Annotated in this window: 24 protein-coding genes; 11 read left to right on the forward strand and 13 right to left on the reverse strand. The window is 70.3% G+C overall.

Going from position 1 to position 25,053, the window contains the following annotated elements; all coding sequences use genetic code 11:
• Window positions 1-233: 233 nt before the first annotated feature.
• A complete protein-coding gene (locus tag DK368_RS13525; protein WP_162306030.1) occupies window positions 234-851 on the reverse strand; it encodes a histidine phosphotransferase family protein in 618 nt (205 codons plus the stop codon).
• A 124-nt stretch (window positions 852-975) separates the two neighbouring features.
• Here DK368_RS13525 and DK368_RS13530 point away from each other — a divergent pair, with 124 nt between their 5' ends.
• The 3 genes from DK368_RS13530 to DK368_RS13540 all read left to right on the forward strand — a co-directional run bounded on the left by DK368_RS13530 (window position 976) and on the right by DK368_RS13540 (window position 3,380).
• Window positions 976-1,158, forward strand: a complete 183-nt coding sequence (locus tag DK368_RS13530) for a DUF3553 domain-containing protein (RefSeq protein ID WP_114394614.1) — start codon at window positions 976-978, stop codon at window positions 1,156-1,158.
• A gap of 132 nt (window positions 1,159-1,290) precedes the next feature.
• Window positions 1,291-2,343, forward strand: coding sequence for a GTP 3',8-cyclase MoaA (gene moaA, locus DK368_RS13535; protein WP_114394491.1), 1,053 nt, complete (start codon window positions 1,291-1,293; stop codon window positions 2,341-2,343).
• A gap of 242 nt (window positions 2,344-2,585) precedes the next feature.
• A complete protein-coding gene (locus tag DK368_RS13540) occupies window positions 2,586-3,380 on the forward strand; it encodes an NAD kinase (protein WP_240002497.1) in 795 nt (264 codons plus the stop codon).
• Between the two features lie 64 nt (window positions 3,381-3,444).
• On the opposite strand, the gene DK368_RS13545 is transcribed toward DK368_RS13540, so the two are convergent.
• Window positions 3,445-4,308: an N-formylglutamate amidohydrolase gene (locus tag DK368_RS13545; protein WP_114394492.1), complete on the reverse strand. Its 864-nt coding sequence runs from the start codon at window positions 4,306-4,308 to the stop codon at window positions 3,445-3,447.
• A gap of 280 nt (window positions 4,309-4,588) precedes the next feature.
• Between DK368_RS13545 and DK368_RS13550 the strand changes: the two genes are divergently transcribed.
• The gene (locus DK368_RS13550) at window positions 4,589-5,536 is read left to right on the forward strand and encodes a M14 family metallopeptidase (protein ID WP_114394493.1); all 948 of its coding nucleotides are present in this window, start codon (window positions 4,589-4,591) and stop codon (window positions 5,534-5,536) included.
• A gap of 27 nt (window positions 5,537-5,563) precedes the next feature.
• Here the strand turns inward: DK368_RS13550 and DK368_RS13555 are convergent, their stop codons facing one another.
• Together DK368_RS13555 and DK368_RS13560 are read right to left on the reverse strand one after the other, a co-directional pair.
• Window positions 5,564-7,336, reverse strand: a complete 1,773-nt coding sequence (locus tag DK368_RS13555; RefSeq protein ID WP_114394494.1) for a hypothetical protein — start codon at window positions 7,334-7,336, stop codon at window positions 5,564-5,566.
• 146 nt (window positions 7,337-7,482) lie between these two features.
• The gene (locus DK368_RS13560; protein WP_114394495.1) at window positions 7,483-7,989 is read right to left on the reverse strand and encodes a CreA family protein; all 507 of its coding nucleotides are present in this window, start codon (window positions 7,987-7,989) and stop codon (window positions 7,483-7,485) included.
• Window positions 7,990-8,170: 181 nt separating this feature from the next.
• On the opposite strand from DK368_RS13560, the gene DK368_RS13565 reads away from it, so the two are divergent.
• Both DK368_RS13565 and DK368_RS13570 read left to right on the forward strand, forming a co-directional pair.
• Entirely contained in the window at window positions 8,171-9,184 is a 1,014-nt protein-coding gene (locus DK368_RS13565; RefSeq protein ID WP_114394496.1) for an SPFH domain-containing protein, read from the forward strand.
• 70 nt (window positions 9,185-9,254) lie between these two features.
• On the forward strand, window positions 9,255-9,710 hold the full coding sequence (locus DK368_RS13570; RefSeq protein ID WP_114394497.1) for an NfeD family protein: 456 nt from the start codon (window positions 9,255-9,257) through the stop codon (window positions 9,708-9,710).
• Window positions 9,711-9,786: 76 nt separating this feature from the next.
• Here the strand turns inward: DK368_RS13570 and DK368_RS13575 are convergent, their stop codons facing one another.
• Together DK368_RS13575 and DK368_RS13580 are read right to left on the reverse strand one after the other, a co-directional pair.
• The gene (locus DK368_RS13575; protein WP_114394498.1) at window positions 9,787-10,203 is read right to left on the reverse strand and encodes an HRDC domain-containing protein; all 417 of its coding nucleotides are present in this window, start codon (window positions 10,201-10,203) and stop codon (window positions 9,787-9,789) included.
• A gap of 251 nt (window positions 10,204-10,454) precedes the next feature.
• A complete protein-coding gene (locus tag DK368_RS13580) occupies window positions 10,455-11,228 on the reverse strand; it encodes a hypothetical protein (RefSeq protein ID WP_114394499.1) in 774 nt (257 codons plus the stop codon).
• Window positions 11,229-11,596: 368 nt separating this feature from the next.
• Between DK368_RS13580 and DK368_RS13585 the strand changes: the two genes are divergently transcribed.
• Window positions 11,597-12,478, forward strand: a complete 882-nt coding sequence (locus tag DK368_RS13585; RefSeq protein WP_114394500.1) for a DUF6502 family protein — start codon at window positions 11,597-11,599, stop codon at window positions 12,476-12,478.
• Window positions 12,475-12,831 carry a hypothetical protein gene (locus DK368_RS13590; RefSeq protein ID WP_114394501.1) on the forward strand — a complete coding sequence of 119 codons (357 nt, stop codon included), beginning with the start codon at window positions 12,475-12,477 and terminating at the stop codon, window positions 12,829-12,831. The genes DK368_RS13585 and DK368_RS13590 overlap by 4 nt, the downstream gene beginning before the upstream one ends.
• 147 nt (window positions 12,832-12,978) lie before the next feature.
• On the opposite strand, the gene DK368_RS13595 is transcribed toward DK368_RS13590, so the two are convergent.
• Window positions 12,979-13,743: a SapC family protein gene (locus DK368_RS13595; protein ID WP_114394502.1), complete on the reverse strand. Its 765-nt coding sequence runs from the start codon at window positions 13,741-13,743 to the stop codon at window positions 12,979-12,981.
• Window positions 13,744-14,061: 318 nt separating this feature from the next.
• On the opposite strand from DK368_RS13595, the gene gcvA reads away from it, so the two are divergent.
• Complete coding sequence (gcvA, locus tag DK368_RS13600; RefSeq protein ID WP_114394503.1) at window positions 14,062-14,994, forward strand: transcriptional regulator GcvA; 933 nt, start codon at window positions 14,062-14,064, stop codon at window positions 14,992-14,994.
• A gap of 16 nt (window positions 14,995-15,010) precedes the next feature.
• Here the strand turns inward: gcvA and DK368_RS13605 are convergent, their stop codons facing one another.
• From DK368_RS13605 to DK368_RS13620, 4 genes are all read right to left on the reverse strand, one after another.
• Window positions 15,011-16,084, reverse strand: a complete 1,074-nt coding sequence (locus DK368_RS13605) for a DNA topoisomerase IB (RefSeq protein WP_240002493.1) — start codon at window positions 16,082-16,084, stop codon at window positions 15,011-15,013.
• A 94-nt stretch (window positions 16,085-16,178) separates the two neighbouring features.
• Window positions 16,179-16,712 carry a hypothetical protein gene (locus DK368_RS13610; RefSeq protein WP_114394504.1) on the reverse strand — a complete coding sequence of 178 codons (534 nt, stop codon included), beginning with the start codon at window positions 16,710-16,712 and terminating at the stop codon, window positions 16,179-16,181.
• A gap of 154 nt (window positions 16,713-16,866) precedes the next feature.
• Complete coding sequence (locus tag DK368_RS13615) at window positions 16,867-17,931, reverse strand: Glu/Leu/Phe/Val family dehydrogenase (RefSeq protein WP_114394505.1); 1,065 nt, start codon at window positions 17,929-17,931, stop codon at window positions 16,867-16,869.
• A gap of 254 nt (window positions 17,932-18,185) precedes the next feature.
• Complete coding sequence (locus tag DK368_RS13620) at window positions 18,186-19,145, reverse strand: peptidoglycan-binding domain-containing protein (RefSeq protein ID WP_114394506.1); 960 nt, start codon at window positions 19,143-19,145, stop codon at window positions 18,186-18,188.
• A 159-nt stretch (window positions 19,146-19,304) separates the two neighbouring features.
• Here DK368_RS13620 and DK368_RS13625 point away from each other — a divergent pair, with 159 nt between their 5' ends.
• Window positions 19,305-20,258, forward strand: a complete 954-nt coding sequence (locus tag DK368_RS13625; protein ID WP_114394507.1) for a response regulator — start codon at window positions 19,305-19,307, stop codon at window positions 20,256-20,258.
• A 28-nt stretch (window positions 20,259-20,286) separates the two neighbouring features.
• On the opposite strand, the gene DK368_RS13630 is transcribed toward DK368_RS13625, so the two are convergent.
• On the reverse strand, window positions 20,287-21,003 hold the full coding sequence (locus DK368_RS13630) for a response regulator transcription factor (RefSeq protein WP_114394508.1): 717 nt from the start codon (window positions 21,001-21,003) through the stop codon (window positions 20,287-20,289).
• Between the two features lie 240 nt (window positions 21,004-21,243).
• The gene (gene putA / locus DK368_RS13635) at window positions 21,244-24,390 is read right to left on the reverse strand and encodes a bifunctional proline dehydrogenase/L-glutamate gamma-semialdehyde dehydrogenase PutA (RefSeq protein WP_114394509.1); all 3,147 of its coding nucleotides are present in this window, start codon (window positions 24,388-24,390) and stop codon (window positions 21,244-21,246) included.
• A 150-nt stretch (window positions 24,391-24,540) separates the two neighbouring features.
• Here putA and DK368_RS13640 point away from each other — a divergent pair, with 150 nt between their 5' ends.
• Window positions 24,541-25,038 carry an Lrp/AsnC ligand binding domain-containing protein gene (locus DK368_RS13640; RefSeq protein ID WP_114394510.1) on the forward strand — a complete coding sequence of 166 codons (498 nt, stop codon included), beginning with the start codon at window positions 24,541-24,543 and terminating at the stop codon, window positions 25,036-25,038.
• The last annotated feature ends 15 nt before the right edge of the window (window positions 25,039-25,053 follow it).

Here is a 25,053-nt window from a genome sequence, read left to right on the forward strand (position 1 = left end):
GAGCCCCGCTTCGGGAAGATGCCATTTCCTCACACCTCTCCCAGATCCTTGATGGGGGCGGCCTATGACCGGGACCCCGTCCGATTGGAGTAGAGTGGCGGATTGGCGTTAAATCCGTCTTACCGCCGACGAATTCATGGCGCGAGCGGCGCAACGTGGCAAGTGGAAGAATGCCGATTTCGGACAGGTGCCCAGGCAACACACATCAACCATCTGATTTATAATGATATTTTTTAACCGATCCTTACGGATACATGTCCCTGGCCATCCTCGTGCAGTGACACGGATAGGCTGTAGTGGGTGGCCAGACGGGCAGCGAAATGTGACACGACGGCGCGGGCCGTCAGTTCTTCTGCCCCTGGCTGATCCGCCAGTGCGACTCGCACCTCTGGGCGGAAAGCCGCCCCGCTCCCCTCACCCAGAAGGAGAAAGCCGCTCTCGGCATCCTGGACACGGATGCTGCCGCCGCGCGGCAGCGCCTCCTCCAGCAGCAGGGCCGCGAGCATCACCAGCTTCAGCAGGCCGCGGGCCGGCGGTCGCGGGCTGGTGGCGGCCCAGTGCAGCGCGACCCGTCCGCTGCGGAACCAGCCTTCCAGCACGGCCCGGGCATCGGCCGGGCTCAGCGTCTCCTGCGCGCCGGCGGCCCCGAAGGCCAGACGGAACAGTTTCAGCCGCTTGGCCGCCGCATCGGCGCTGTCGGCGATGAGGTCCAGCGCCTCACCGGCATCGCCGGGGCCGGTCTCCTCGATCAGCTCGATCCCGTTGTTGATGGCCCCGATCGGGCTGACCAGATCGTGGCAGAGCCGCGAGCACAGCAGCTCCACCACCGCCACATCCATCGTCACCGCCATGCCGTCTCCCTTGCCGAAAGCCACGCCCCCTGTCCGGATGAACCGCACCACCCCATGGCCCAACACCACCGCCGGCTCTATCTTACCGTTGTGATACACCATCAACCGTGAGTGAACAGCGCCGATGGATGAAACACTGGTGCCCGGCGCCCTTGTGCGCCATCCCGACTGCCCGGACTGGGGCATCGGCCAGGTCCAATCGGTGATCGGCCCCCGCATCACCGTCAATTTCGAGCATGCCGGCAAGCTGCTGATCAACGGCGCCGCGGTCTCGCTGAACGTGGTCGACCCCGGCACACTGGACTGACGGGGGCATGGACATTCGCGGCTTGGCGACACCCGCCGTGATCGCTATATCCGGTCGAACATGCCGCAATCCGAACCGCGCAGCCCGCGCCGGGTCGCCGGCGGAACCGGATGCGGAACGAAGGAGAGAGCGATGACGGACGGCACGGCGGCAACCGGCGGCAGTGCCGGCCGCGCGGCACCGCTGATCGACCCGTTCGGGCGCGCCATCAGCTATGTCCGCGTGTCGGTCACCGACCGCTGCGACTTCCGCTGCGTCTACTGCATGTCGGAGCACATGTCGTTCCTGCCCAAGGCCGAGATCCTGAGCCTGGAGGAGCTGGACCGGGTGTGCAGCACCTTCGTGCGGCTGGGCACGCGGCGCCTGCGCCTGACCGGCGGCGAGCCGCTGGTGCGGCGGGGCATCATGACCCTGATCCGGTCCCTGGGCCGGCATCTGCGCACCGGCGCGCTGGACGAGCTGACACTGACCACCAATGGCAGCCAGCTGGCGAAATATGCCGAGGAACTCCGCGCCGCCGGCGTGCGGCGGGTCAATGTCTCGCTGGACACGCTCGATCCCGACCGCTTCGCCGCCATCACCCGCTGGGGGCGCCTGCCCCAGGTGCTGGACGGGCTGGCCGCCGCCAAGGCCGCCGGGCTGGAGGTGAAGATCAACGCCGTGGCGCTGAAAGGCGTCAATGACGGGGAGCTGGACACGCTGCTGTCCTGGTGCGGACGCGAGGGCTTCGACCTGACCCTGATCGAGGTCATGCCGCTGGGCGACATCGATGGCGATGGCGGCAGCAACGCCCGGGTCGAGCAGTTCCTGCCGCTGCACGCGGTGCGGGCCGACCTGTCCCGGCGCTGGACCCTGCAGGAGATCGACTACCGCACCGGCGGCCCGGCCCGCTATGTGCGCGTGGCGGAGACGGGCCGGCGCCTGGGCTTCATCACGCCCATGACCCATAATTTCTGCGAAAGCTGCAACCGGGTCCGGCTGACCTGCACGGGCACGCTGTACATGTGCCTGGGCCAGGAGGATGCGGCCGACCTGCGCGCCGCGCTGCGCGCCAGCGACGACGACGCGGCACTGGAACAGGCCATCCGCGCCGCCATCGCCCGCAAGCCCAAGGGCCACGACTTCATCATCGACCGGCGCAGCGGTCCCGCCGTGACCCGGCACATGAGCGTCACCGGCGGCTGATCGCCGGCACGCCACGCCGACACGGCCCCGGGTCTTGCCATGCGCGGCCGGAACACGCCCCACACGGCCGCGCGCCTTGCCGCGTGCGGCCGGAGCACGCCCCACACGGCCGCGCGCCCTGCCGCGTGCGGCCGGAACACGCATGGCCCGCACGCACTCTGGTTCCGGCCGGCGGCATGGGCTACGCTGCCGCGGCCATGCCCGATCAGACCCGCCTGCCCGCCGATCCTGTCCCCGCCGCCATGGCCGCGGCGGCGACCGTCCCCCTGCCCGCCCGCGACCTGCGCCTGGCCTTCGTGGCCGCCGACACGGCCGAGGCCCGCACGGCCCGCGACCGGCTCTGCTGCCTTTATGCCTGCGTCGCCCCGGAACAGGCCGACATCATCGTCGCCCTGGGCGGCGACGGCTTCCTGCTGGAGACGCTGCACCGCATGCTGCCGCTGAAGGTGCCGGTCTATGGCATGAACCGCGGCTCGGTCGGCTTCCTGCTGAACAGCTTCAGCGAGGACGCCCTGCCGCAGCGGGTGGCCCGGGCCCAGCATGTGACGCTGCACCCCTTGCGCATGCTGGCGCGCACGGCCGACAGCGTGCAGGAGGGGCTGGCCTTCAACGAGGTGTCGCTGCTGCGCGAGACACGGCAGGCAGCCAAGCTGCGCATCAGCATCGACGGGGTGGTGCGGCTGGCGGAGCTGACCTGCGACGGCGCCCTGGTCTCCACCCCGGCCGGCAGCACGGCCTACAACCTGTCGGCCCACGGCCCCATCCTGCCCATGGGGGCCGACATCCTGGCCCTGACCCCCATCAGCGCCTTCCGTCCGCGCCGCTGGCGCGGCGCCCTGCTGCCCCATGGCGCCCGCATCCTGTTCGAGGCGCTGGAGGCGGCCAAGCGTCCGGTCAGCGCCGTGGCCGATTTCACCGAGGTGCGCGACGTGGTCTCGGTCGAGGTCTATGAGGACCGCAGCGTCGCCTCGACCCTGCTGTTCGACCCGGAGCTGAACCTGGAGGAGCGCATCCTCAAGGAACAGTTCGCGCCCTGACACCGGCCCCGGCCGGGCGCGGCGGCGGCGTGGGGCGGCGGCATGGGGAGGCTGCGGTGCGGGCCTATTCCGCCGCCTGGAGCGGGCGCACCCGCTCCGCGGCATAGTCGCAGACCGTGCGGATCAGCCGTTGCAGGCTGAGGCGCAGCTCCTCGTAGCCATCGGTCCGCTCCAGCGTCTCCTCGTTCATATAGAGGCGCCGGTCGATCTCCAGCTGCAGGCTGTGCCGGCCAGCGAACGGGCTGGCATAGCGCCGGACCAGCTCGACCCCCTTGTAGGGGTCGTTGAAGCGCACGGTATAGCCCATGCCACGCAGGGTTTCCGCCACCAGACGGGCGAAGGCCGGATCGCAGGTGGTGCCGTCGCGGTCGCCGACGACGAAATCCACCGGCGGCTCGTAGGGTCCGCGCGGCAGCGACGGCATGGAATGGCAGTTGACATGGTAGACGACGCCGAACCGGCCATGCAGCCGGTCCAGGCATTCCGCCAGCAACTCGTGATAGGGCCGCCAGTACCGGTCGATGCGGTCGATCACCGTGGCCACCGGCAGGCGGCCATCATACATGGGCAGGCCGGGGCGGCAGACATGCCGCACCAGTCCCATGCCGGCACGGCTCTTCTCCGTCGGCGCCAGCGGTCCGGGCCAGACCCCGTCCAGCATGGCGGGATCGATGTCGTCGGCGGCGCGGTTGACGTCGATATAGCTGCGCGGGAACAGGGCGCAGATCAGCGTGGCCCCGAAATCGGGGGCGCGGGCGAACAGATCGTCCACATGGGCGTCCTCCGCCTGGCGCAGCAGCGGCAGCGGGCAGACGAAGTGGAAATCGGCGGGATACCGGGTGCCGCTGTGCGGCGAATCGAACAGCACGGGCACGGCATTGGCGCCGGGATCGTGCCGCACCACCACATCGTCGATGACCAGACTCATCGGCTCCTCACCCACCTGACCCGACCGGGACGGCGCCTGAAGCGGTGCCGGCCCGATCCCCCCGTCCGGCATCATGCCATGGCTCTGCCATGGTCCTGTCACCGGCTCTTTATAAAATCATCACACGATGCTGTACAGGTGCCAGCACCTGCCATCGACAGGTTCAGCGGACGCTGCCACACTGTCGTATATACCGTCGTATACACCCGCCGCGGGGCGCCCCGCCTCCGGCCGGCCGGTGTCGCCCGCCCTTTAGCCCGATGGGAGCGGCAGCACAAGCATGACCTCGGAGAAGGTGGAGCTTCTGGCACCGGAAATTGCCGGCTATGGCCCTGGCAACACAGGTATCCCCTATGCCTACAGTTTCGTGGGCGGAATCCCCGGCCCGCATGTGGTCATCAGCGCCCTGATGCATGGCAACGAGCTGTGCGGCGCCTATGTGCTGGACGCGCTGTTGCAGGCCGGTCTGCGGCCGCGCCGCGGCCGGTTGAGCCTGGTGTTCTGCAATGTCGACGCCTTCCACAGCTTCGAGCCGGATAATCCCGGCGCCTCGCGCTATCTGGACGAGGATATGAACCGGCTGTGGTCGGCGGAGATCCTGGACGGCGGCCGCGACAGCCGGGAGCGCCAGCGGGTCCGGGCGCTGCGCCCGCTGTTCGATCAGGCCGATCTGGTGCTGGACCTCCATTCCATGCAGCAGGACGCCCCGCCGCTGCTGCTGTGCGGTCGCCAGCCCCGCAGCCTGGACCTGGCCCGCCGCATCGGCTGCCCGGCCTGGGTCGTGGCCGATGCCGGCCATGTGGCGGGACCACGCCTGATCGACTATGCCCGCTTCACCGACCCGGCGGGCACGGCCATGGCCGTGCTGGCCGAGTGCGGCCAGCACTGGCGGGCCGCCGCCGTGCCCATGGCGCTGGAGACCACGGCCCGGTTCCTGCTGCACAGCGGCATCGTGGCCCCCGAGGATGTGGCGCCCTGGCTGACCCTGCCGCCACAGCCGCCGGTGCGGGCCGTGCAGGTGACCCACGCCATCACCGTGGACAGCAGCCGCTTCCATTTCCTGGCCGCCTTCACCGGCATGGACGTCGTGCCCACGGCCGGCACCCTGATCGCCCTGGACGGGCTGAGGGAGATCCGCACCCCCTATGACGATTGCCTGCTGATCATGCCCGCACGCCGGCTGGTGCGCGGGCAGACGGCGGTGCGCCTGGGCCGGCTGCTGCCCTGACGCGCCGGGCCCGCCCCTGCCGTCGCCTCAGATGAACTCGGCCTGGCGCAGCAGATCGTAGAAGGTGCGCAGCGCCGCCGTCTGTTCCTGCGGCGTGTCGAGGCCGTCCACATATTTGCCGTCGAAATTGGGCTGGCGCAGATGGCCGATGATCTGGTCGCGCACGATGCGGCGGGCCTTGGGGCTGGCCAGAACGTCGGTGGCGGCGAACTGGATCAGCCGGTTGGCACGGACCCGCAGGCTGGCCTCGGCATCGTCCAGCTTCTCGATGACGCGGCTGCCGACGATATAGGCGGCGATACGGTCGTCCAGCCGGTCAGCCAGGGCCTGGCGCACCGTCGGGGGGAAGCCCGAGGCCAGCAGTGCCCGGTACAGGGCCGCCAGCTGCTGCATCTTCGGCTTCAGCGGCGTCTGCGGCGGCACCAGCCGGTTGACCTCGCCCTGGCGCGCCAGGATGTCCTCCGCCCGGAACTGGAGCAGGGCCTGCTCACGTTCCCCCAGGACGGAATCCGACAGCTCGGCCAGATACAGCAACTGGTCGCGCGGCGTCGGCAGCAGGCCCAGCACCATGTCGATGCCCAGCCGCCGCCCCTCCTGCCCGCCCTGTTCGATGAACCGCAGCGTGCCTTCGGTCAGGGCCTGGGCCGTGGCCGAGCCGCCCAGGAAGCCGGACGGCCCCAGCAGCCGCGTCAGCAGGGCGGCGAACCGCGCCCGCTGCCCCTCGGCATCGCGGGCCAGCGGCGTGGTCAGCGACAGGCTGCGGCGCAGCGACTCCAGCAGCACCATCCGGCTTTCCGGTGCGCTGCCGGCAGCGATCCAGCGGCCGAGCAGGGCGGTGATGGCCGGCGCCGATTCCCGCGGCAACGGTTCGTAGCTGCCATCCAGCACATCCAGCAGGCGCAGCAGGGCCGTGCCCAGATCGGGCTGCCGTCCCAGCAGATCCTGGATGGTGGCGGGGAAGCTGAGGGCATCGGCCACCAGACTGTCGATGATCGACAGATGCGCCGCCGGCATGGTCCGGGACGGACTCTGGTCCGCATCGCCCTGGACGGCGCCGGCGGCCAGATCCAGCAGCCATTCCACCTTGCCCAGCAGCGAGCGGACCTGCACCAGCTCGCGGCACAGCATGACCGTGGCCAGGTAATCGCGCTCGCCGGGGTCGGCACCGGCCAGCGCCTCCACCCGGTCCATGGCCGCGGCGAAGCCGCCGGCGCGCAGGCTGGGCAGCGGGCGCCGGCTGGCGGCCTCCGCCCGCCCGCCCAGATCCGACAGGGCGGCATAGATCTGATCGCGCCGGTCGCGCACATCCAGCCCGGCGGCGCGCCCCTGCACACTGGCCACGCGCGAGACGGCGGTGGGCACCATGCTTTCGAAGTTCATGGCCCGCTTCATCTCACCGGGATGGTGCAGCAGCTCCGATGTGGTCAGGGCCCGCTGCTCCAGATACTGGCGCAGCATGCGCGAGATGATGGTCCGGCTTTCCAGCGAAAGGTAATCGGCCGGACCGCTGCAGAGCGGCGCCTCCTCCACCGGCCCCACCGTCACCGGCCGGGCGGTCTGCTGCCGCATCTCGCAGAAGATCACGCTTTCAGACGGCGGCTGGGTCGAACTGCCGGCGAATTCCCGCAGGATCCGGATGCCCTCGCGGCTGGGCAGCAGGCGGGCGGCCAGCGCCCGCGACTCCTGCTCCGTGGGGCAGATCCCCTCGGTGATCCAATGGTCGGTCTTGTAGCTCTGCACCTCGAAACTGAGACGCGGGCCTTTTGGCCCGCCGCCGCCCGCCAGCCCTGCCAGCCGCATGGAACCCTCCCGGAAAGGCTGCTCCCCCCTTTTGGGTTTGCACACTTTTCCCGCCAAATTGTCTTGAATTTTGTAGTAACCCGGCTGGCAATGTCAACGGTTGGTTATGTCGGTGCGACAGGGGGCGCGGCGGGCGTCTCCCCGGGTCAGCGGCTGGGCCGGCCCTTGGTCCAGGTGGGGTCTGCGGCGAACAGCGGCACGGTGGAGATGGCCATCTTGGCCGACCCTTCCTTCACCTGGCGGCTATAAACCACATAGACCAGCGTGTCGTTGTGCCGGTCATAGATGCGGCGCACGGCGATGGATTTGAACACCAGGCTCTTGCGCTCGGAGAACACCTCTTCGCCGCGCTTTCCCGTCTCGATGTCGCCGATGACGATGGCGCCGGTCTGGCGGCAGGCGATGGAGGCGTTGGACGGGTCCTCGAACCAGTTGCCCTTCGACAGCCGGTCGATCAGCGAGCGGTCGAAATGCACGATATGGCAGGTGACGCCCTGAACCTCGGGGTCCTGAAAGGCCACGACCTTCAGCTCGTTGCCGGTCCAGTCGTTGCTGAACTCACCCACCTCCTGGTCGGCAAAGGCCGGACCGGCCAGGGTCAGAGCCGCCGCCAGGGCTGCGGCCGGAGCCATGTTGCGCAATGTCAGGGTCATCGGGGCACCGGAAGTGGAGTGTCGGAGGCCGCAGGCTAAATGCTTCCAGCCCCGGCAGGCAATGGATGCCGGGCATCGGCGCCGGCCACCCATCATCGGTTGCGTACACCGTCCGGTTTTCCTCGCCCGCAGGCACCCCCCATGGGATAATTGCCGCCGCGTCAAACACCGGGAGGGAAGGATGGAGGCTTTCAGCCTGTTCGTGCTGCTGATCGTGGGCTTCGCCGTACTGCTGGTCCTGGCCGGCGTCAAGACCGTGCCCCAGGGCATGGAGTACACGGTGGAGCGATTCGGGCGCTATACCCATACGCTGCGCCCCGGCCTGCACTTCATCATCCCGGTCGTCGACCGCATCGGCTCCAAGCAGAACATGATGGAGACCGTGCTGGACGTGCCGAGCCAGGAGGTCATCACCAAGGACAACGCCATGGTGACGGTGGACGGCGTCGTCTTCTACCAGGTGCTGGACGCCGCCCGCGCGGCCTACGAGGTCAACCAGCTGAAGCTGGCCATCCTGAACCTGACCATGACCAATGTGCGCACAGTCATGGGCAGCATGGACCTGGACGAGCTGCTGTCCCAGCGCGACCGCATCAATGCCCAGCTGCTGCATGTGGTGGACGATGCCACCCAGCCCTGGGGCGTCAAGGTCACCCGCATCGAGATCCGCGACATCCAGCCGCCGCGCGATCTGGTGGACAGCATGGCCCGCCAGATGAAGGCCGAGCGCGACCGCCGCGCCCTGATCCTGGAGGCCGAGGGCGCGCGCCAGTCGGCCATCCTCAAGGCCGAAGGCCAGAAGCAGGCCGCCATCCTGGAGGCCGAGGGCCGGCGCGAGGCCGCCTTCCGCGACTCCGAGGCGCGCGAGCGCGAGGCGGAAGCCGAGGCCGCCGCCACCCGCATGGTGTCGGAGGCCATCGCCGGCGGCAATGTGCAGGCCATCAACTACTTCGTGGCCCAGCGCTATCTGGAGAGCCTGACGGCCTTCGCCGCCAGCCCGAACCAGAAGATCCTGTTCATGCCGCTGGAGGCGTCCAGCGTCATCGGCGCCCTGGGCGGCATCGCCGAACTGGCCAAGGACGCTTTTCCCGGCAAAGGCCGCGGCCCCGATGGCGGGCCGGCGGAGCGGACCTCCCGCCCCCGCCCCTCCCCCTGGAGCCAGCCCGCCGGCGGCGGCGGCGAGGCGGGCGGTTGAAGGCGGGGCGGACGGCCGGACGGTGCGCCCCCGTGCGACATGCCCCCTGGGACGGGCATAAGGAGGCTGAATGGATGGCGTGAAACTGGTCTTCTGGCACTGGTGGGCGCTGGGGCTGGTGCTGGCCGCTGTTGAAGTGGCGGCCCCCGGCGCCTCCTTCCTCTGGCTCGGCCTGGCGGCCGGGCTGGTGGGCACCGTGCTCCTGGTCTTCCCCGATCTGACCTGGCAGGTGCAGTTCGCCCTGTTCGCGCTGCTGTCGCTGGGTGCCTTCGCCGCCTCGCGGTTTCTGCCACGGCCGCAGCCGGGCGACACCGACGAGCCCTATCTCAACCGGCGGGCGGAGCAGATGGTCGGCCGCGTGCTGGTGCTGGAAAGCCCCATCGTCAATGGCCGCGGCCGGGCCGTGGCGGGCGACTCGCTCTGGACCGTGACCGGCCGCGACCTGCCGGCCGGTGTCCCGGTGCGGGTCATCCGCGCCGATGGCGCTCTGTTGCATGTGGAGCCGTCGGAGATGGTCTCCGCCTAAGGTCCCCCCGGCTTTGCGGACAGCCGGACCCCAGCCGCGGCCGGGCCGCCGCGGCTGGACACCCGTCAGACCCCGCTCAGTCGGTCAGGTCTTCCATGGTCTGGCGGACGACACGGACGATGTCGGCGCCGCGCTCACCGACGTTGATGCCCGCGGCACTGGCGATAACCGCCAGCTCGATCTCGGTGGTGGGGGCATAGCGCGCGATTTCCGAAACCACGCCCTGGGGCAGGACCTGATCCTTCTCGATGCCCTCGTTCCGGGCCATCTCGGCCCGCCAGGCATTGATGGCGTCGCTGATGGCCTGCTCGATCTGGGCGCGTTCCTCCTTCCGGCGCAGATCGCGGAAATGGACCAGCACACGCCAGCCGGCATCGGCATAGGCGGTGTCGATCCGCTCCACCTCCACGGTACGCAGGAACGAGGCCAGCCGTGCCTCATCCTCGTCGGCAGCGGCATCACGGATAGCGAAGGTGCGGATTTCCAGGTTCATGCGCGGACCTGCGGTCTGGCTGCCACGGTGCGTCCGGACAGCGGAAGTTGAGCCGGAAAGCCCGGGAACAGACAGGCACCGCATTCTCCGAAACGCCTGTGCCGGCCGCGACGGCCGCGCGCAGACGACGATCCCTGCCGCCCTGCCCCTGGCTGGACCCCAGTCTGGGGACCAGCCTGACTATACCGTGTGGAGGCCGGCTCCGCAGCCCCTTACCCGCCTATCCCTCCGCGTAGGCGCGAAAGTGACGGTCATTTTCCAGTGAAACTGTAGCGCAGATGCAGGCCGCCGCCGAGATCGCCGGCCCGCGTGCCCAGCGCGGCCGAGCCATAGGCCTGCACGGACCAGGCATCGCCCAGCGGCGCCGTGCCGTAGAGGACGGCGGTGCGGTAATCGTCGACGGTGCGGTAAAGGCTCTGGCGGAAGGAGACATAGGCCCCCGCCGACCAGCCCTGGCCCAGATCCTCCCGCAGATCCCGCTGCAACCCGGCCATGGCGGCGATGGTGTCGCGCATGGGCAGATCGTTGCGCTTGCCGGTCATCCGGTAGCCCAGACTGGCGAAGGGCAGCCACGATTCCAGCCACCAGGCCAGATCGAGCGTCAGGCCGGCGTCGGCACGGCCGGTGCCCAGCGTGCGCGACGCCGTCGGCAGCTTCAGCTGCGCCGTGGCCGATACGGTCCAGGACCCGGGCGTCCACGGCCGCAGCGGCCGTCCCAGCGACAGGGTCAGATCGCCCCAGCCGTCGATATCGTCGCCCCCATCCCCGCGCACCTGCTGGTAGGGCACCGATGCCGTCGCCAGCCAATCCCCCTGCTGCCAGGAAGCCGACAGCGGCAGGCTGGCCAGCTTGCGGTCGCCACCCGCCACGGCCTGCCGTTCCACATCCGCGCCCAGGGACAGGCGGGACAGCCGCCACGGCTCCGCCCGCGCCGGTGCCGCCGGCAGCAGGGCCGGCAGCAGGGCCGGCAGCAGCAGGGCGGCGCGGCATCGGGCCGGTCGTATCAGAGCAATCCCCGTTCGCATGGGAGGAAGGCTTTAGCCGAAGGGGCGTTGGACGTCGAGGGGGGAGCGATCGGCCGTGCAGCAAGCATCCGGTGCGCCGGCCCGCAAGGGGCGGAAAGACAGGCCGACGCACCGGCGCCTAACCCGACCCCCCCGGCTCACCAGGGAGCGGATGGGCGGGATCGCGGCCGGGGTGGGGTTGGGACTGACCCCGGCTGTGATTTCGCGTGGGAATTTTACCCACGCGGAAAGTCTTATGCGTGGGAAAATCACCCACGTCAATCCGGATTCTCCTTGCCGATGACGGAGGATTCTGTCCACACTCCAGCGGAACCGACGCCCGGCCACCAGGGGTGGCCCGGCCATTCCGGGAATGAGGACCGACCGCGGTGCAGACTCCGCCGCCTGCCCTGCTTGCCGCCATCGACCGCCTGCTGCGACCGCTGGTGCGGCTGCTAATCGCCCGCGGCATCGGCTTTCCGCTGCTGATGGACCGGCTGCGCCGTCTCTATGTGGAGGTGGCGGCCAGCGACTTTCCGCTGGACGGCAAGGACCAGACCGTCAGCCGCCTCAGCCTGCTGACCGGGGTCCACCGCAAGGAAGTGAAGCGGCTGCGCGAGGCACCGACGACGGAGGCGGAGACGCCGGTGCCGTCGGCATCCCCGGCGGCGCATCTCATCGGCCTGTGGCTGGCGGGCGGAACCACGGCCGATGGCGATGGCATGCCCCGCCCCCTGCCCCGGCTGGCCGAACCGGACCAGCCCTCGTTCCAGACCCTGGCGGAAACGGTCAGCCGCGACCTGCGCCCCCGCGCCATCCTGGATGAGCTGGTGCGGCGCGGCATCTGCCGGATCGATGCCGACGACCGCGTGCATCTGGACCCGTCGGCCATGGTCCCGCAGGACGGCCAGACGGAGAAGCTGCATTATTTCGGAATGAACCTGTACGATCATATGGCGGCCAGCGTGCAGAACCTGATGGGCGACGGCTCGCCCCAGTTCGACCGCGCCACCTTCTATGACGGGCTGACGGCGGCCGATACCGAACGGCTGCGCACCCTGGCCGCCAGGGCCGGCATGCAGGCCCTGCTGAAGGTCAACCGCGAGGCCGTGGCCCTGCGCGCCGCCTCCGCCGGGCAGCCCGATGCCGTCTGGCGCATGGCCTTCGGCGCCTATTTCCATCTGGAACCCATGGGGCTGGCCCCCATGGATCGGGACCCCGTCGCCGGCGGGGCTATCAACACCGGCAAGCCTATGGAGCAGACACCGTGACCACGATCCTTTCCGCGCGCCGGCCGCTGCTGCTTGCCGGCGCCCTGATCCTGCTGACCGTCCCGGCCCAGGCGGCGCTGACCCGGCATCCCGCCGCGGCACCGGCCGTCAAGGCCGCCCCCGGCATCGTCCTGGCCCAGAACGGCATGGGCGGCACCGGCATCCAGACCCAGAGCCAGCCCAGCGTGGACCGTCCGGCCCCCGCGACCCAGCCCCGCCCGCCGGAGACGCCGCAGGCGCCGGTCAGCACCATGGCTCCGCCGAGCCCGCCCGAGCCGATGAGCCAGGGCACCAAGGTGGCGCCGCCGGAGGTGCCGCAGACGCCGCCGCAGCCGGCGCCCAGCGCACGCTGAGCCTCACCGGCGCTGCCGGTCGCGTGGGACAGCGCACCGGAAACGCCAAGGCCCCGGAGGTCATCCTCCGGGGCCTTTTTGTCGGGGCGGACCCTGCCGCCGCAGCGATCGGTCCCGCTGGGCCCAGCCCAGCGGGACCATCCGCTCTTACTCCGCCGCGGCGGGGACCTCGCGGTCCTTCATCATGTCGATCAGATTCTGCCAGCGGCCCAGCGACAGCAGGTGGGCATAGACCATGCCGACCCAGTTGCGCTTGCGCCATTCCAGGAAGACCTCGTCCGGCAGCGCGTTGAACTTCTGCTCGTCGATGACGCGGAAGCCCGACAGCGACAGGCGGCGGTTGCCGGGGGTGACGATGTCGGCGCGCTGCTCGATCAGCAGGCCGCGCTGCTGCAGCTCGGTGCAGAAGGCCTGGGTGGCCTGGGCGGAATTGTTGAAGGCCATGCAGTAGTTCAGGATCTCCTGGCCCTGCGGCGTGGCCTTGCCGTCCTCATACAGCGCCAGTTCGCCATCGGTGCCGACGGTGCCGGCATCCTCTTCCATGGCCAGGATCATGCGCTTCTCATCCGGCACTTCGATGAGGATGAAGGGATAGCGCTGCACATAGGAGGGGATGGGGAAGCCCTGACGCCAGGTCCCGTCCTCACCGACGAACAGGTTCTCGTCGGCGCGCAGCCCGACCAGCGCCACCAGACCCGGATTCTCGCCCACCGAGAACACCAGGGGATAGGCGGCCTGCAGGGCCGGCACCTCGTCCAGCACCACCGGCACGGCATGGGTCTTGGCCGCATAGGCGAAGCTGCGGGCCTGCTTCACCTTCCAGTCCTTGTGCCGCTCGGCATGGACGGGCACCGGATTCGTGTAGAACAGCGGCAGAGACGCCTGCGCGGCGGAGGAAGCAGTGTCGGTCATTGCATCGGTCCCAGACAGTAAAGCGGCCGGAGGCTGGCCCTCCCGCTCGTCGCGCTCCAACTGCCGCAAGCCACCTTCCCTGTCAATCCCGTCGCCGCTGCACGCCGGTGTTGTCCCGCGCCATCCCGTCACCACCGCAGAAGAGCGGCCCCGGGAGCAGCAACCTGTAGGCACTGGCGAAGATTCTGCTGAGATAGCTCATGATACCCGCCCTCCCTTGATCCTGTGGCGGCCAGTGTCAGGCCGCGGACGGTTGACGTCGATTACCGAGTCGCTACAGTCGCTGTAACCGGACGTTACATCGGAACCCTTGCCGCCATGGCCCGCCGCCTGCCGCCCCTGACCGCCCTGCGCGCCTTCGAGGCCGCGGCCCGCCATGAGAGCCTGAGCCGGGCGGCGGCGGAGCTGAATGTCACCCATCCCGCCCTGAGCCGGCATGTGCGCGATCTGGAGGCCTGGATCGGCCGGCCGCTGTTCGAGCGTCACAGCCGCGGCCTGCGTCTGACCCAGGCCGGGCTCGTCTACCGCGACGCGCTGACAGCGGCCCTGGACCAGATCGCCCGGGCCACGGCTGACCTGACCGCCGGTGCGGAGCGGCGGCGGCTGCGCCTGTCGGTGGACCCGTCCTTCGCCCAGCGCTGGCTGGCCCGGCGGCTGGCGGGATTCCTGGCGGCCCATCCCGGCATCGAGGTCAGCCTGGACGCCACCGCCCAGAAGACCGAGTTCCGCGGCGACGCCGATCTGGGCATCCGCTTCGGCCGTCCGCCCTGGCCGGGCCTGCGCGCCCATCTGCTGGCCCTGGTGCGCACCTTCCCCGTCGGCACGCCCGCCCTGGTGGCGGATCTGTCCAGCCCGGCCGACCTGCTGCGGCGGCCACTGCTGCTGGAGCATCCGGACGAGCCCTGGTACCGCTGGATGGCCACGGCGGGCGTCGAGGGGGTGACCCGGCTGGAGGGACCGCGCTTCTTCGAGGCCGCCCATGCCATCGATGCCGCCGTGGCCGGCCAGGGTCTGGCCCTGGGCGATCTGGTGCTGGCCGGGGACGAGCTGGCGGATGGCCGGCTGCGGCGCCCCTTCCCCGTGCAGATCCCGCAGGATGCGTTCCATCTGGTGGCGCCGCCCGACCATTTCCGCCGGCCGGAGGTGGCGGCCTTCACCGACTGGATCCGGGCCGAAATGGTGGCGCATCTGCGCGCCGTCGGCGGCGAGGAGGCGGTACGCAGTCTCGGCCCCGGTGCCCGGCCGGGGTGACGCCCCGCGATGCGGTCTAGCCGGCCTCCCGCTGCAAGCGCCGCTCCAGGAAGGCCAGCACGGCGGCCTCCTCCGGCGAAAGCCCCGCCAGATCAGGGCGCAGCGCGCGCCGCACCTCGGCCTGGACCTGCCCGATCAGCCCTTCCTCCAGATAGGCGGACATGAGCTGGGGATGGACATAGCAGCGGCGGCAGACGGCAGGGGTGTTGCCCAGCCGGGACGCGACCTTCCGGATGGCGGCGGTCAGGTTGCGCTTGCGCGCCGCCTGGCTGTCCACCTGTTCCAGTTCCTGCAGAGCAAAGGCGGCCAGCACGGTCCCGGCCCAGGTGCGGAAATCCTTGGCGCTGAAATCCTGGCCGGCGCAGTCGCGGATATAGGCGTTGACGTCCTGGGAGCTGATGCCATGGCGCCCGCCCTCGGTATCGACATACTGGAACAGGCGCTGGCCCGGCACATCCTGGCAGGCCTTGACCAGCCGGGCCAACCGGCGGTCGTGCAGGGTCAGCCGCCAGTCCTTGCCGCTCTTGCCGCGGAACTGGAAGCGCATGACCCTGCCCTGCACCTGTACATGGCGGTCGCGCAGCGTGGTCAGCCCGAAGCTGCGGTTCTCCTTGGCATAGCTGTCATTGCCGATACGGATCAGCGTCGTATCCAGCAGCTTCACCACACAGGCCAGCACCTTCTCCCGCGGCAGGCCGGGGCGGTGCAGATCGGCCTCGATCCGCGCGCGGATCAGCGGCAGGGCACGGGAAAAGGCCAGCAGCCGCTCATATTTGTCGGCATCCCGGACCTCGACCCAGCGCGGATGGTAGCGGTACTGCTTGCGGCCGCGGGCATCGCGGCCGGTGGCCTGGATATGGCCCTGGGCATCGGCGCAGATCCAGACATCGGTATAGGCCGGGGGGATGGCCAGCCGGCGGATGCGGGCCAGATCGGCCGGGTCCTTCACCGCGGCCCCGTCGGGGCCGATATAGCGGAAGCCGCGGCCCGTGCGCCGCCGCCGGATGCCGGGTTCATCATCGTTGACATAACGCAGATCGACCGCCGCGGCCTGCGCCATCATCTCCTGTCCGCTGATGCCCCCGTCCACGGCCGGTCTCCCCACGCTGTTGCCGGACAACGGCCGCTGCGGCGGGAAGGTTCAATTCACCGGGGCGGGGCTCCCGCCGGGACGGAACCGCGGCTCAGGGCTTCAGCGGATCGGTGGCCGCATGGACCACGGCCCAGAAGCCCGCGGCCGCCTGGGCCACGGCCGCCGGACTGCCATCGAGGCTGGCCACCACCGGGCCGCGGCGGGTCTCGAACACGGCGGCCAGCATCCGGTGCCGGCCCGGCCCGGCCTGCGCGGGCGGGCTGCCGGTGGCATCCAGCATGGTCACGGACCTGCCGGCCACCTGCTCATGCCAGATCCGGGGCTTCAGCCGCGACCGCGGCTCGGCGAAGCCGGTCAGCAGCCGCTCGATCTCCTGGCCGACACTGTCATCGCCGCGCTGGAACTGCATCACCGGCCCGGCACCGGGGGAGCGGCGGAACTGCGTGACCTTGGGATTGCCGGCGGGGACCTGCTGCCAGTCGGCCGGCACGCGGAAGCAGACCACCCCCACCTCGATCGACCCCGCCGCCCATGCCGCGACCGGCAGCAGCAGGGCCAGCAGACAGCCCAGGATGCAACAACGCAGGCCGGAACCGAGAGACGGCGTCCGGCGGCAGGAAATCACGGGGCGGGTCCAGACGGAGGGTCGGGGCAGAGGCGGATCTCCTTCGCAGAGGCTGGACCGCACGGACAGGCGCGGCAGCGGTCAGAAGTTTCAGCGGTTGGGGCAGCAAGGGAAGGATGGGGCAGCGCCGCGCTGCCCCATCCTTCCACGAACCTCACTCGGCGGCCAGCGCCGTGCGCTTGCCGGCGGCCAGACGCTCGCGCGCCATCTCGTCGGCAATGGTGCTGGTCGGACGGTTATCGCGGTCGGCGCGACGGAAGATGTCGGACAGGGTCACGGGGATCTGCTCGACCTGACGCAGCACGGCCGCCTTGTCGTAGGACTGCGTCACCTCGGCCGAGACATTGATGATGCCGCCGCCATTGATGACATAGTCCGGCGCGTAAAGGATGCCGGCCTGACGCACGAGTTCACCCACGGCGTCGGTGGCCAGCTGGTTGTTGGCACCGCCGGCGATGACCTTGGCCTTGATCTCCGGCAGGGTCTGCTCGTTGATGACAGCCCCCAGGGCGCAGGGGGCGTAGATGTCCACGTCGGCGGCATGGATGCGGCCCGGCTCTACGGCCGTGGCCCCGAACTGCGCCACGGCGCGCGACACGGCGTCGGGCTGGATGTCGGTGACGAACAGCACCGCCCCTTCCTCGGCCAGATGGCGGCAGACATGGCTGCCGACATTGCCCAGACCCTGGACCGCGATGCGCACGCCCTTCAGGCTGTCGCTGCCCAGCTTGTGCTTGGCCGCGGCCTTGATGCCGAGATAGATGCCATAGGCGGTGAAGGGCGACGGGTCGCCGCTGGCGGCGTGGCCGGTGGCCAGACCGGCCACATGCTTGGTGGACTGGGCCATGGCCATGATGTCGGCGACGCTGGTGCCCACATCCTCGGCGGCGATGTAGCGCCCGCCCAGGCTGTCCACCATACGGCCGAAGGCGCGGAACAGCGCCTCGGACTTGTCCTTGCGGCTGTCGCCGATGATGACCGATTTGCCGCCGCCCAGGGGCAGGCCGGCCATGGCGTTCTTGTAGCTCATGCCGCGCGACAGGCGCAGCGCGTCGCGCAGGGCATCGGCCTCGTTGGCATAGGGCCACATGCGGCAGCCGCCGCAGGCCGGTCCCAGATTGGTCGAATGGATGGCGATAATCGCGGACAGCCCGGTGTCCGCATCGCGGCCGAACACCACCAACTCATGATTATCGAAATCGGCACCGTCAAAAACCATCGAGGCCTCTCCTGTTTCGCACAGAGACCGGGCTACGGGGTCTCGCCGGTCAGGCGCGCCCCGCTCCAGTGAACCCGGCCGAGATCCCGGTTTGCCGGGATTCTCAAGCCACCGACTCTAGGGCGCTGACGGGACAGGGTCGATTTCGTTATTATCCCCGTTCCGGCACGAATCACGTCGCACAGACCCTGCCGCCGGAAACGACATGACCTTTAGCCGCGCTGATTCACGCCGTTCCGCGCGTCCGGCCCCGGTCAGAAGCCGGCACGCAGGCCGCTGTCGCGGCGCTGGGCGGTCAGGGCCGGCCCCTGGCGCTGTGCCGCCGGGTCCGGTCCCAGCACGGGCTCGCGCCGCACCGGGCCGGCTGCGTGAACCGGGACGGCGGGAGCCGCCGGGCGCCGGCCGCGGGACGGGCGCCGGCCGCTGAGCCACCAATAGAAGGCCATGGCGGCCACCAGCAGCCCGGTGGCCCCGACCAGGCCGTAGCGGGCCCAGTCCGGCGGCTCGAACCCAGCGGCATCCCCGACGCTGCCGGCCAGGGGTCCCTCGGTGCTGACCTCGCTGCGCGGGGCCGCCCCGTCCACCGCCCCCTCGACCGGAACGGACGGCGCGGCCTGCGGCTGGCTGGCACCGGACACACCGCCCGCAGAGCGCCCGCCGATCACCGACGGGCCGCCGGCCGCCTCCCCGCGTGCGGACGGCCGCGTGGCGGCCGGCGGCGCCACACCGATGCTGCCGCCGCCCAGCACCTGGTCGCCACCCTCGCCGCGCTCGACCCCGGTCACCGACGGGGCCGCCTGCGGCCGCACATCCTGTTCGCGCAGCATGGGACCGGAGGATTTGGCCCGGCTCTTGGGATCGGCCAGATTGCCGATCGTCGGGTCCTGCTTGTCGGCCCGTTCGGCCAGCATGCGGTCGATGGTGGCCTGGTCCAGCCGGCCCGTGGCCTTCAGCCCCGCCGCCTTCTGATAGGCGGAGACGGCCGCCGCCGTGGCGGCATCCATGCGGCCATGGGCACGGCCATGATACAGCCCCTTGGCATCGAGGATCTGCTGTGCCCATTGCACGGTGGCGCCTTCCGATGGCCCTGCGGCCTTGTCGCCCGACTGGGCCAGCGCCGGACCGGCCGGCAGAGCCACGATCAGGGCAAGGGCGGCGACCCGCAACAGGGACCGCCCCGACAGCGCACGATGAGGATTCACCGGCATGGACATCACTTGCACCCTTCAGCGCAGGAGGAACGCATGGCTACCCGTTCATGTGGCACCGCAGCAGCGCGGCGGAACGCCCGCACCGGCAGATCGGAGCCATAGGTCAGCATAGACCCTGACCCGTCAGATATTTATAAATCGGTAACCCTGCCAGGAAAATCCATGCCTGCGCTGCAACACACCTCCTCTGATCTGCCTGCATTCCCGGCCCCCGCGCGCACGTCGGCGCGGCTTGCCGCCGGGGGGCGGGTGCTGTCCGCCCTGCTGCGCCGCCTGCGGCCGGCGGACACGGCCGGCGACCGTGACCGCCGGACGCCGCGTCTGCGGGTGCTGCTGGTGGAGGATGATGCGGTCAGCCGCACGCTGACCACCACCCTGCTGGAACAGGCGGGACACCGCGTGACCGTGGCCGGCAACGGACGCGAGGCCATCCGCCGGGCCGGCGAGGGCGGGCTCGACGTGGTGCTGATGGATCTGCGCCTCCCCGGGCAGTCGGGCATGGCGGCCACGCGCCGCATCCGCGCCCTGCCGGACCCGGCCGCCGCATCGGTGCCGGTGGTCGCCCTGTCCGGCAGCCTGAGCCGGGATCAACGGGACGAATGCCGGGCGGCCGGCATGGATCTGCATCTGCCGAAGCCGGTGACGGCGGAGGCCCTGTCCCATGTGCTGGCCCAGGCCATACGGCTGCTGCCCGACCGGTTCCGGCAACCGGCCGGCGGCGGGACGGCTGCGGAAAGCGGCGCGACCGGGAGCGAGGCCGCCGTCCCGGTGCTGGACCGCACCACCCTGGACGGGCATCTGCAGGTGCTGGGTCCTGGGCGCATGGCCCATATCATCGACAGCTTCCTGCGGGCGGCTCCGGAAACCCTGGCCGCCGCCCGCGCCGGGGCGGAGTCGGGGGACTGGGAGACGGTGTCCCGCGCCGTCCACAAACTGGCCAGCGGCGCCGGTACCGTCGGCCTGAGCCAGCTGGCCGCCCTGGCCCGCGCCGCCGAACAGGCGGCGGACCGGGGCGATCCAGCCGCGGCGCAGGCCGGGTTCGATGCCGTGCTGCACGCCTACGGACGCGCCCTGCCGCTGATGCAGGTCTACCGGGCCGGTCTGCCGTCAAGCTGAACCGGCGCCCGGCTGGCCGGTGCCGGGATCAGTCCAGCTCGACACCCAGCCGGTAGCCCAGGCCCTTTTCCGTCAGGATCAGGCTGACACCGGCGTCGGCATCCATGGTCTTCTTGCGCAGCCGGCTGACCAGCACGTCGATGGTGCGGTCGCTGGGGTTGCTGTCGGTGCCGCTGACGGCGTCGATCAGCTGGTCACGGGTCACGACCCGCCCGCCGGAGCGGACCAGCAGCGCCAGCAGTTCGAACTCGCCGCGGGTCACCCGCACCTCCTGGCCGCGCGGATCGATCAGCCGGCGGCGGGCCAGATCCATGGTCCAGCCGCCGAAGCGGCGCACGGTGCCTTCGGCCCGGTGCAGCTTGCTGGGATGGGTCCGTCGCAACAGGTTGCGGGCGCGGGCCAGCAGCTCTCGCGGATTGGGCGGCTTGGTCACATAATCGTCGCCGCCTGTCTCCAGGCCAAACACACGATCGTCCTCATTGGCGCGCTGGGTGACGATGATGATGCCGACATTGGAGATTTCCCGGATGCTCTTGGCCAGGGAAAACCCATCCTCATCAGGGAGTTCGATGTCCAGCAGCACCAGATCGGGGGGCTGCCGCAGCATGGCCTCCCGCGTCTCCCGGCCATTCTCGGCCTCGGCCACCAGAAAACCAGCCTGATGGAAATAGCCGGCAATCAAAGCTCTCGTCGCCGGTTCGTCCTCAACGACCAGAACCAGCGGCGCGTCCGAAGTCTCCGCCATACACCACCACAGTCTCTGACGGCCCCCTTTGGCGGCCCCCCTCGACTTCACACACTAGCACGATAGATAAAATTGTTTAGTCCTATTGTGTCGCGGTGCGGAATGAACCGTGCGCGGCCGCGCCATGACACGACGCGCCCCACAACCGGAACGCACAACCGATAGGACCATGCCCGTGGGCGGTGCCGGCAGTGCCGGCGGTGTCCCGCCGGCACGCCCCATTGCAGTCCGGCGGGTCCGTCAGCCGCCCAGCGCCAGCAGCGACGCATTGCCGCCGAAGGCCGTGGTGTTGACGGTCAGGGTCTTCTCGGTGGCGAATCGGTGCAGATAGTGCGGGCCGCCGGCCTTGGGTCCCGTCCCCGACAGCCCCTGGCCGCCGAAGGGCTGCACCCCGACCACGGCGCCCACCATGTTGCGGTTGATATAGGCGTTGCCGCTGGCCACGCGCTGGAACAGCGACTGGGCCCGGTCCTCCAGCCGGCTGTGGACGCCGAAGGTCAGGCCGTAGCCGGTGGCGTTGATCTCCGCCACCACCCGGTCCAGCTCCGACGCCTTGAAGCGCACCAGATGCAGGATGGGGCCGAACACCTCGCGCGGCAGGCGGGCCAGCCCGTCGATCTCATAGAGGCGGGGACCGAAGAAGGTTCCACCGGCCAGCGCGGCCGGCACCTCCACCGCCTTGATCAGCCGGGCTTCGCGGTCCAGGCGGGCGGCATGGTCCACCAGGATGGCGCGGGCCTCCTCGTCGATCACAGGGCCGACATCGGTGCTGAGCTGCAGCGGGTCGCCCAGCCGGACCAGATCCATGGCCCCGGCCAGCATGTGGGCCAGCTTGTCGGCGATCTCCTCCTGGGCGAACAGCACGCGCATGGCCGAGCAGCGCTGGCCGGCCGACAGGAAGGCGGAGGTGATGCAATCATCCACCACCTGCTCCAGCAGGGCGGTGCTGTCGACGATCATGGCGTTCTGGCCGCCGGTCTCGGCGATCAGCGGCACGATGGCGCCGTCGCGGGCGGCGAGGCTGCGGTTGATGGCCCGTGCCGTCTCGGTGGAGCCGGTGAAGGCGACGCCGGCCACGCGCCGGTCGCGCACCAGCGTGCCGCCGACCGTGGCGCCGTCACCCGGCAGCAGATGCAGCGCATCGGCCGGCACGCCGGCCTTCAGCAGCAGGCGCACCGTCTCGGCGGCCACCAGCGGGGTCTGCTCCGCCGGCTTGGCGATGACGGCGTTGCCGGCCACCAGCGCGGCCACCACCTGGCCGGTGAAGATGGCCAGCGGGAAGTTCCACGGGCTGATGCAGACGAAGACGCCGCGGCCGGACAGGTACAGCTCGTTGCTCTCCCCCGTCGGGCCGGGCAGGCGCAGCGGCTCGCCGAACTGGGTGCGGGCCTGGGCGGCGTAGTAGCGGCAGAAATCGACGGCCTCACGCACCTCGGCGGCGGCATCGGCCATGGTCTTGCCGGCCTCGCGGCCCAGCAGCGCCATCAGCACGGCATGCTCGGCCTCCATCAGGTCGGCGGCCCGCTCCAGGCAGGCGGCGCGCTCGGCGGCCGGGGTGGCGTTCCAGGCCGGCTGGGCGGCGGCGGCGCGGGCCAGGGCCTGCTCCACCGCGGCGGCATCGGCCGGGGTCACGGTGCCGGCGCTGCGGCCGCGGTCGGCGGGATCGGTCACCGGCTGGGCCGGGCCGTCCAGCTCCACCCCGCCGACGATGGGGGCGGCGTGCCAGCGCCGCGCCAGCGCCTTGGCCATCTCCGCCTGCAGCGACTCCACCCTGTCCGTCGCGGTCAGGTCGTAGCCCTGGGAATTGCGCCGGCCGGCGCCATAGATGTCCGCGGGCCGCGGGATGTGCGGGTGACGCAAATGTCCCTCCTTCTCCAGCAGGCTGACCGGATCGGCCACCACCTGCGACACCGGCACCGCCGGGTCCATGTAGGCGTTGACGAAATTGCTGTTGGCGCCGTTCTCCAGCAGGCGGCGCACCAGATAGGGCAGCAGGTCGGCATGGGTGCCCACCGGCGCGTAGATGCGCACATGCGGCATGTCCGGGAAGGCCTCGCGCGCCGCCACATGCAGCAGCTCGCCCATGCCGTGCAGGCGCTGGAACTCGAAATCGCGGCTGCCGCGGGCCAGATGCAGGATGGCCGTGATGGTATAGGCGTTGTGGGTGGCGAACTGCGGATAGATGGCGTCACGGTTGGCCAGCATCTTGCGGGCGCAGACCAGATAGGACAGGTCGGTGGCCGCCTTGCGCGTGAACAGCGGATAGTCGGCATGGCCCGCCGCCTGGGACCATTTCATCTCGCTGTCCCAATAGGCGCCCTTGACCAGGCGCACCATCAGCCGGCGCCCGGCGCCGCGGGCCAGCGCCGCCAGCCAGTCCACCAGCAGCGCCGTGCGCTTGGAATAGGCCTGGATGGCCAGACCCAGCCCGTTCCAGCCGGCCAGATCGGGATCGGCGGCCAGCGCCTGCAGCAGATCCAGCGACAGCTCCAGCCGGTCGGCCTCCTCGGCGTCGATGGTCAGGTTGATGTCCCAGCGCTTGGCCTGGAGGCAGAGCCCCTTCACCCGCGGCACCAGCTCGGTCATGACGGCCCCGGCCTGGGCCACGACATAGCGCGGATGCAGGGCCGACAGCTTGATGGAGACGCCGGGGGCGGCCATGGGGCCGCGCCCCCCGGCCTCGGCCCCGACGGCGTCGATGGCCTGCACATAGTCCTGGAGATAGCGCTCCGCCTGCTCCCAGGTGCGGGCCCCCTCGCCCAGCATGTCATAGCTGTGGGTGGTGCCGGCCGGCTTGGCCTTGCGCGCCGCGGCCAGCGCCTCGCCGATGGTGCGGCCCAGCACGAAATGGTCGCCCATGACCTTCATGGCCTGCCCCATGGCGGCCCGGATCACGGATTCGCCGGACCTGGCCACGATGCGCGTCAGAAAACCGGCGCCCTGCTCCCGCTCCAGCCCGGTGATCTTGCCGGTCAGCATCAGGCCCCAGGCCGCGGCATTGACGAAGGCGCTGTCGCTGCGGCCCAGATGGGCATCCCACTGGCCGCGGCTGATCTTCTCGGCGATCAGCTTGTCGGCGGTGTCGGCATCGGCGATGCGCAGCAGGCATTCGGCGATGCACATCAGGGCGATGCCTTCCTGGTTCGACAGGCCGAACTCCTGCAGGAAGTTGTCCAGCGGCCCCAGCTCGCTGCGGCGGGCGCGCGACGCCGTGACGATGGCGGCCGCCCGCGCATGGATGCTTTCGCGCTCGGCCTCGGTCAGGCCGTGGCTGGCGAGGAGCGTGGTGACGACCTCCTCCTCCGGCGCATGTTTGGCCGCCAGCAGCGGCTGGCGCAGGCTGGCGAGATCGTGACCGGAACGGGCTGCGGCCAAGGCGTCGGGCATGGAGAAGGGCCCCTGTCTCTGGAGAGGGAACGTTTGTCCGAAACGGAACGGTTGCCCCGCAGTATCGCAAAGCGCCTGGATGATTTCCCGCCGTTTTAAGCGGAACGGCGCTATGTTGTGCTGTCAGCCAAATAACACACAGGGGAAAATATGGCGGATCGGGGAAACGGCCACAGGCTCGACCGGATCGACCTCAACATCCTGCGCCTGGTGCAGCAGGATGGGCGCCTGTCCAATGTGGAACTGGCGCGGCAGGTCAATCTCTCCCCCACCCCCTGCCTGGAGCGGGTGCGGCGGCTGGAGCGGGAGGGCTATATCCGCCGGTATGTGGCCCTGCTGGACCCGGAACGGCTGGACCGGGCGCTGATGGCCTTCGTCGAGGTGCGGCTGGACCGCACCTCGCCCGACGTCTTCCGCCTGTTCGCCGAGGCCGTGTCGCATCTGGACGAGATCCAGGAATGCCACATGGTGGCCGGCGGCTTCGACTATCTCATCAAGGTGCGGGTGGCCGACATGGCGGCCTATCGCGCCTTCCTGGAACAGATGGCCAGCCTTCCCGGCGTGGCCCAGACCCACACCTACATGGTGATGGAGGAGGTCAAGAGCACCCACGCCATGCCGGTCCCGCGGGAGCCGGCCCGGAGCTGAGATCCCGCCCCGCGC

Origin of the sequence: Oleisolibacter albus (genome assembly GCF_003336875.1) — a bacterium.
In the GTDB taxonomy this organism is placed as follows: Bacteria; Pseudomonadota; Alphaproteobacteria; order Azospirillales; family Azospirillaceae; genus Niveispirillum; species Niveispirillum album.

Coding starts and splice junctions, on each gene's coding strand:
- DK368_RS13525 (WP_162306030.1), bottom strand. CDS start 851: ATGGCGGTGACGATGGATGTGGCGGTGGTGGAGCTGCTGTGCTCGCGG.
- DK368_RS13530 (WP_114394614.1), top strand. CDS start 976: ATGGATGAAACACTGGTGCCCGGCGCCCTTGTGCGCCATCCCGACTGC.
- moaA (WP_114394491.1), top strand. CDS start 1,291: ATGACGGACGGCACGGCGGCAACCGGCGGCAGTGCCGGCCGCGCGGCA.
- DK368_RS13540 (WP_240002497.1), top strand. CDS start 2,586: ATGGCCGCGGCGGCGACCGTCCCCCTGCCCGCCCGCGACCTGCGCCTG.
- DK368_RS13545 (WP_114394492.1), bottom strand. CDS start 4,308: ATGAGTCTGGTCATCGACGATGTGGTGGTGCGGCACGATCCCGGCGCC.
- DK368_RS13550 (WP_114394493.1), top strand. CDS start 4,589: ATGACCTCGGAGAAGGTGGAGCTTCTGGCACCGGAAATTGCCGGCTAT.
- DK368_RS13555 (WP_114394494.1), bottom strand. CDS start 7,336: ATGCGGCTGGCAGGGCTGGCGGGCGGCGGCGGGCCAAAAGGCCCGCGT.
- DK368_RS13560 (WP_114394495.1), bottom strand. CDS start 7,989: ATGACCCTGACATTGCGCAACATGGCTCCGGCCGCAGCCCTGGCGGCG.
- DK368_RS13565 (WP_114394496.1), top strand. CDS start 8,171: ATGGAGGCTTTCAGCCTGTTCGTGCTGCTGATCGTGGGCTTCGCCGTA.
- DK368_RS13570 (WP_114394497.1), top strand. CDS start 9,255: ATGGATGGCGTGAAACTGGTCTTCTGGCACTGGTGGGCGCTGGGGCTG.
- DK368_RS13575 (WP_114394498.1), bottom strand. CDS start 10,203: ATGAACCTGGAAATCCGCACCTTCGCTATCCGTGATGCCGCTGCCGAC.
- DK368_RS13580 (WP_114394499.1), bottom strand. CDS start 11,228: ATGCGAACGGGGATTGCTCTGATACGACCGGCCCGATGCCGCGCCGCC.
- DK368_RS13595 (WP_114394502.1), bottom strand. CDS start 13,743: ATGACCGACACTGCTTCCTCCGCCGCGCAGGCGTCTCTGCCGCTGTTC.
- gcvA (WP_114394503.1), top strand. CDS start 14,062: ATGGCCCGCCGCCTGCCGCCCCTGACCGCCCTGCGCGCCTTCGAGGCC.
- DK368_RS13615 (WP_114394505.1), bottom strand. CDS start 17,931: ATGGTTTTTGACGGTGCCGATTTCGATAATCATGAGTTGGTGGTGTTC.
- DK368_RS13620 (WP_114394506.1), bottom strand. CDS start 19,145: ATGTCCATGCCGGTGAATCCTCATCGTGCGCTGTCGGGGCGGTCCCTG.
- DK368_RS13625 (WP_114394507.1), top strand. CDS start 19,305: ATGCCTGCGCTGCAACACACCTCCTCTGATCTGCCTGCATTCCCGGCC.
- DK368_RS13630 (WP_114394508.1), bottom strand. CDS start 21,003: ATGGCGGAGACTTCGGACGCGCCGCTGGTTCTGGTCGTTGAGGACGAA.
- putA (WP_114394509.1), bottom strand. CDS start 24,390: ATGCCCGACGCCTTGGCCGCAGCCCGTTCCGGTCACGATCTCGCCAGC.
- DK368_RS13640 (WP_114394510.1), top strand. CDS start 24,541: ATGGCGGATCGGGGAAACGGCCACAGGCTCGACCGGATCGACCTCAAC.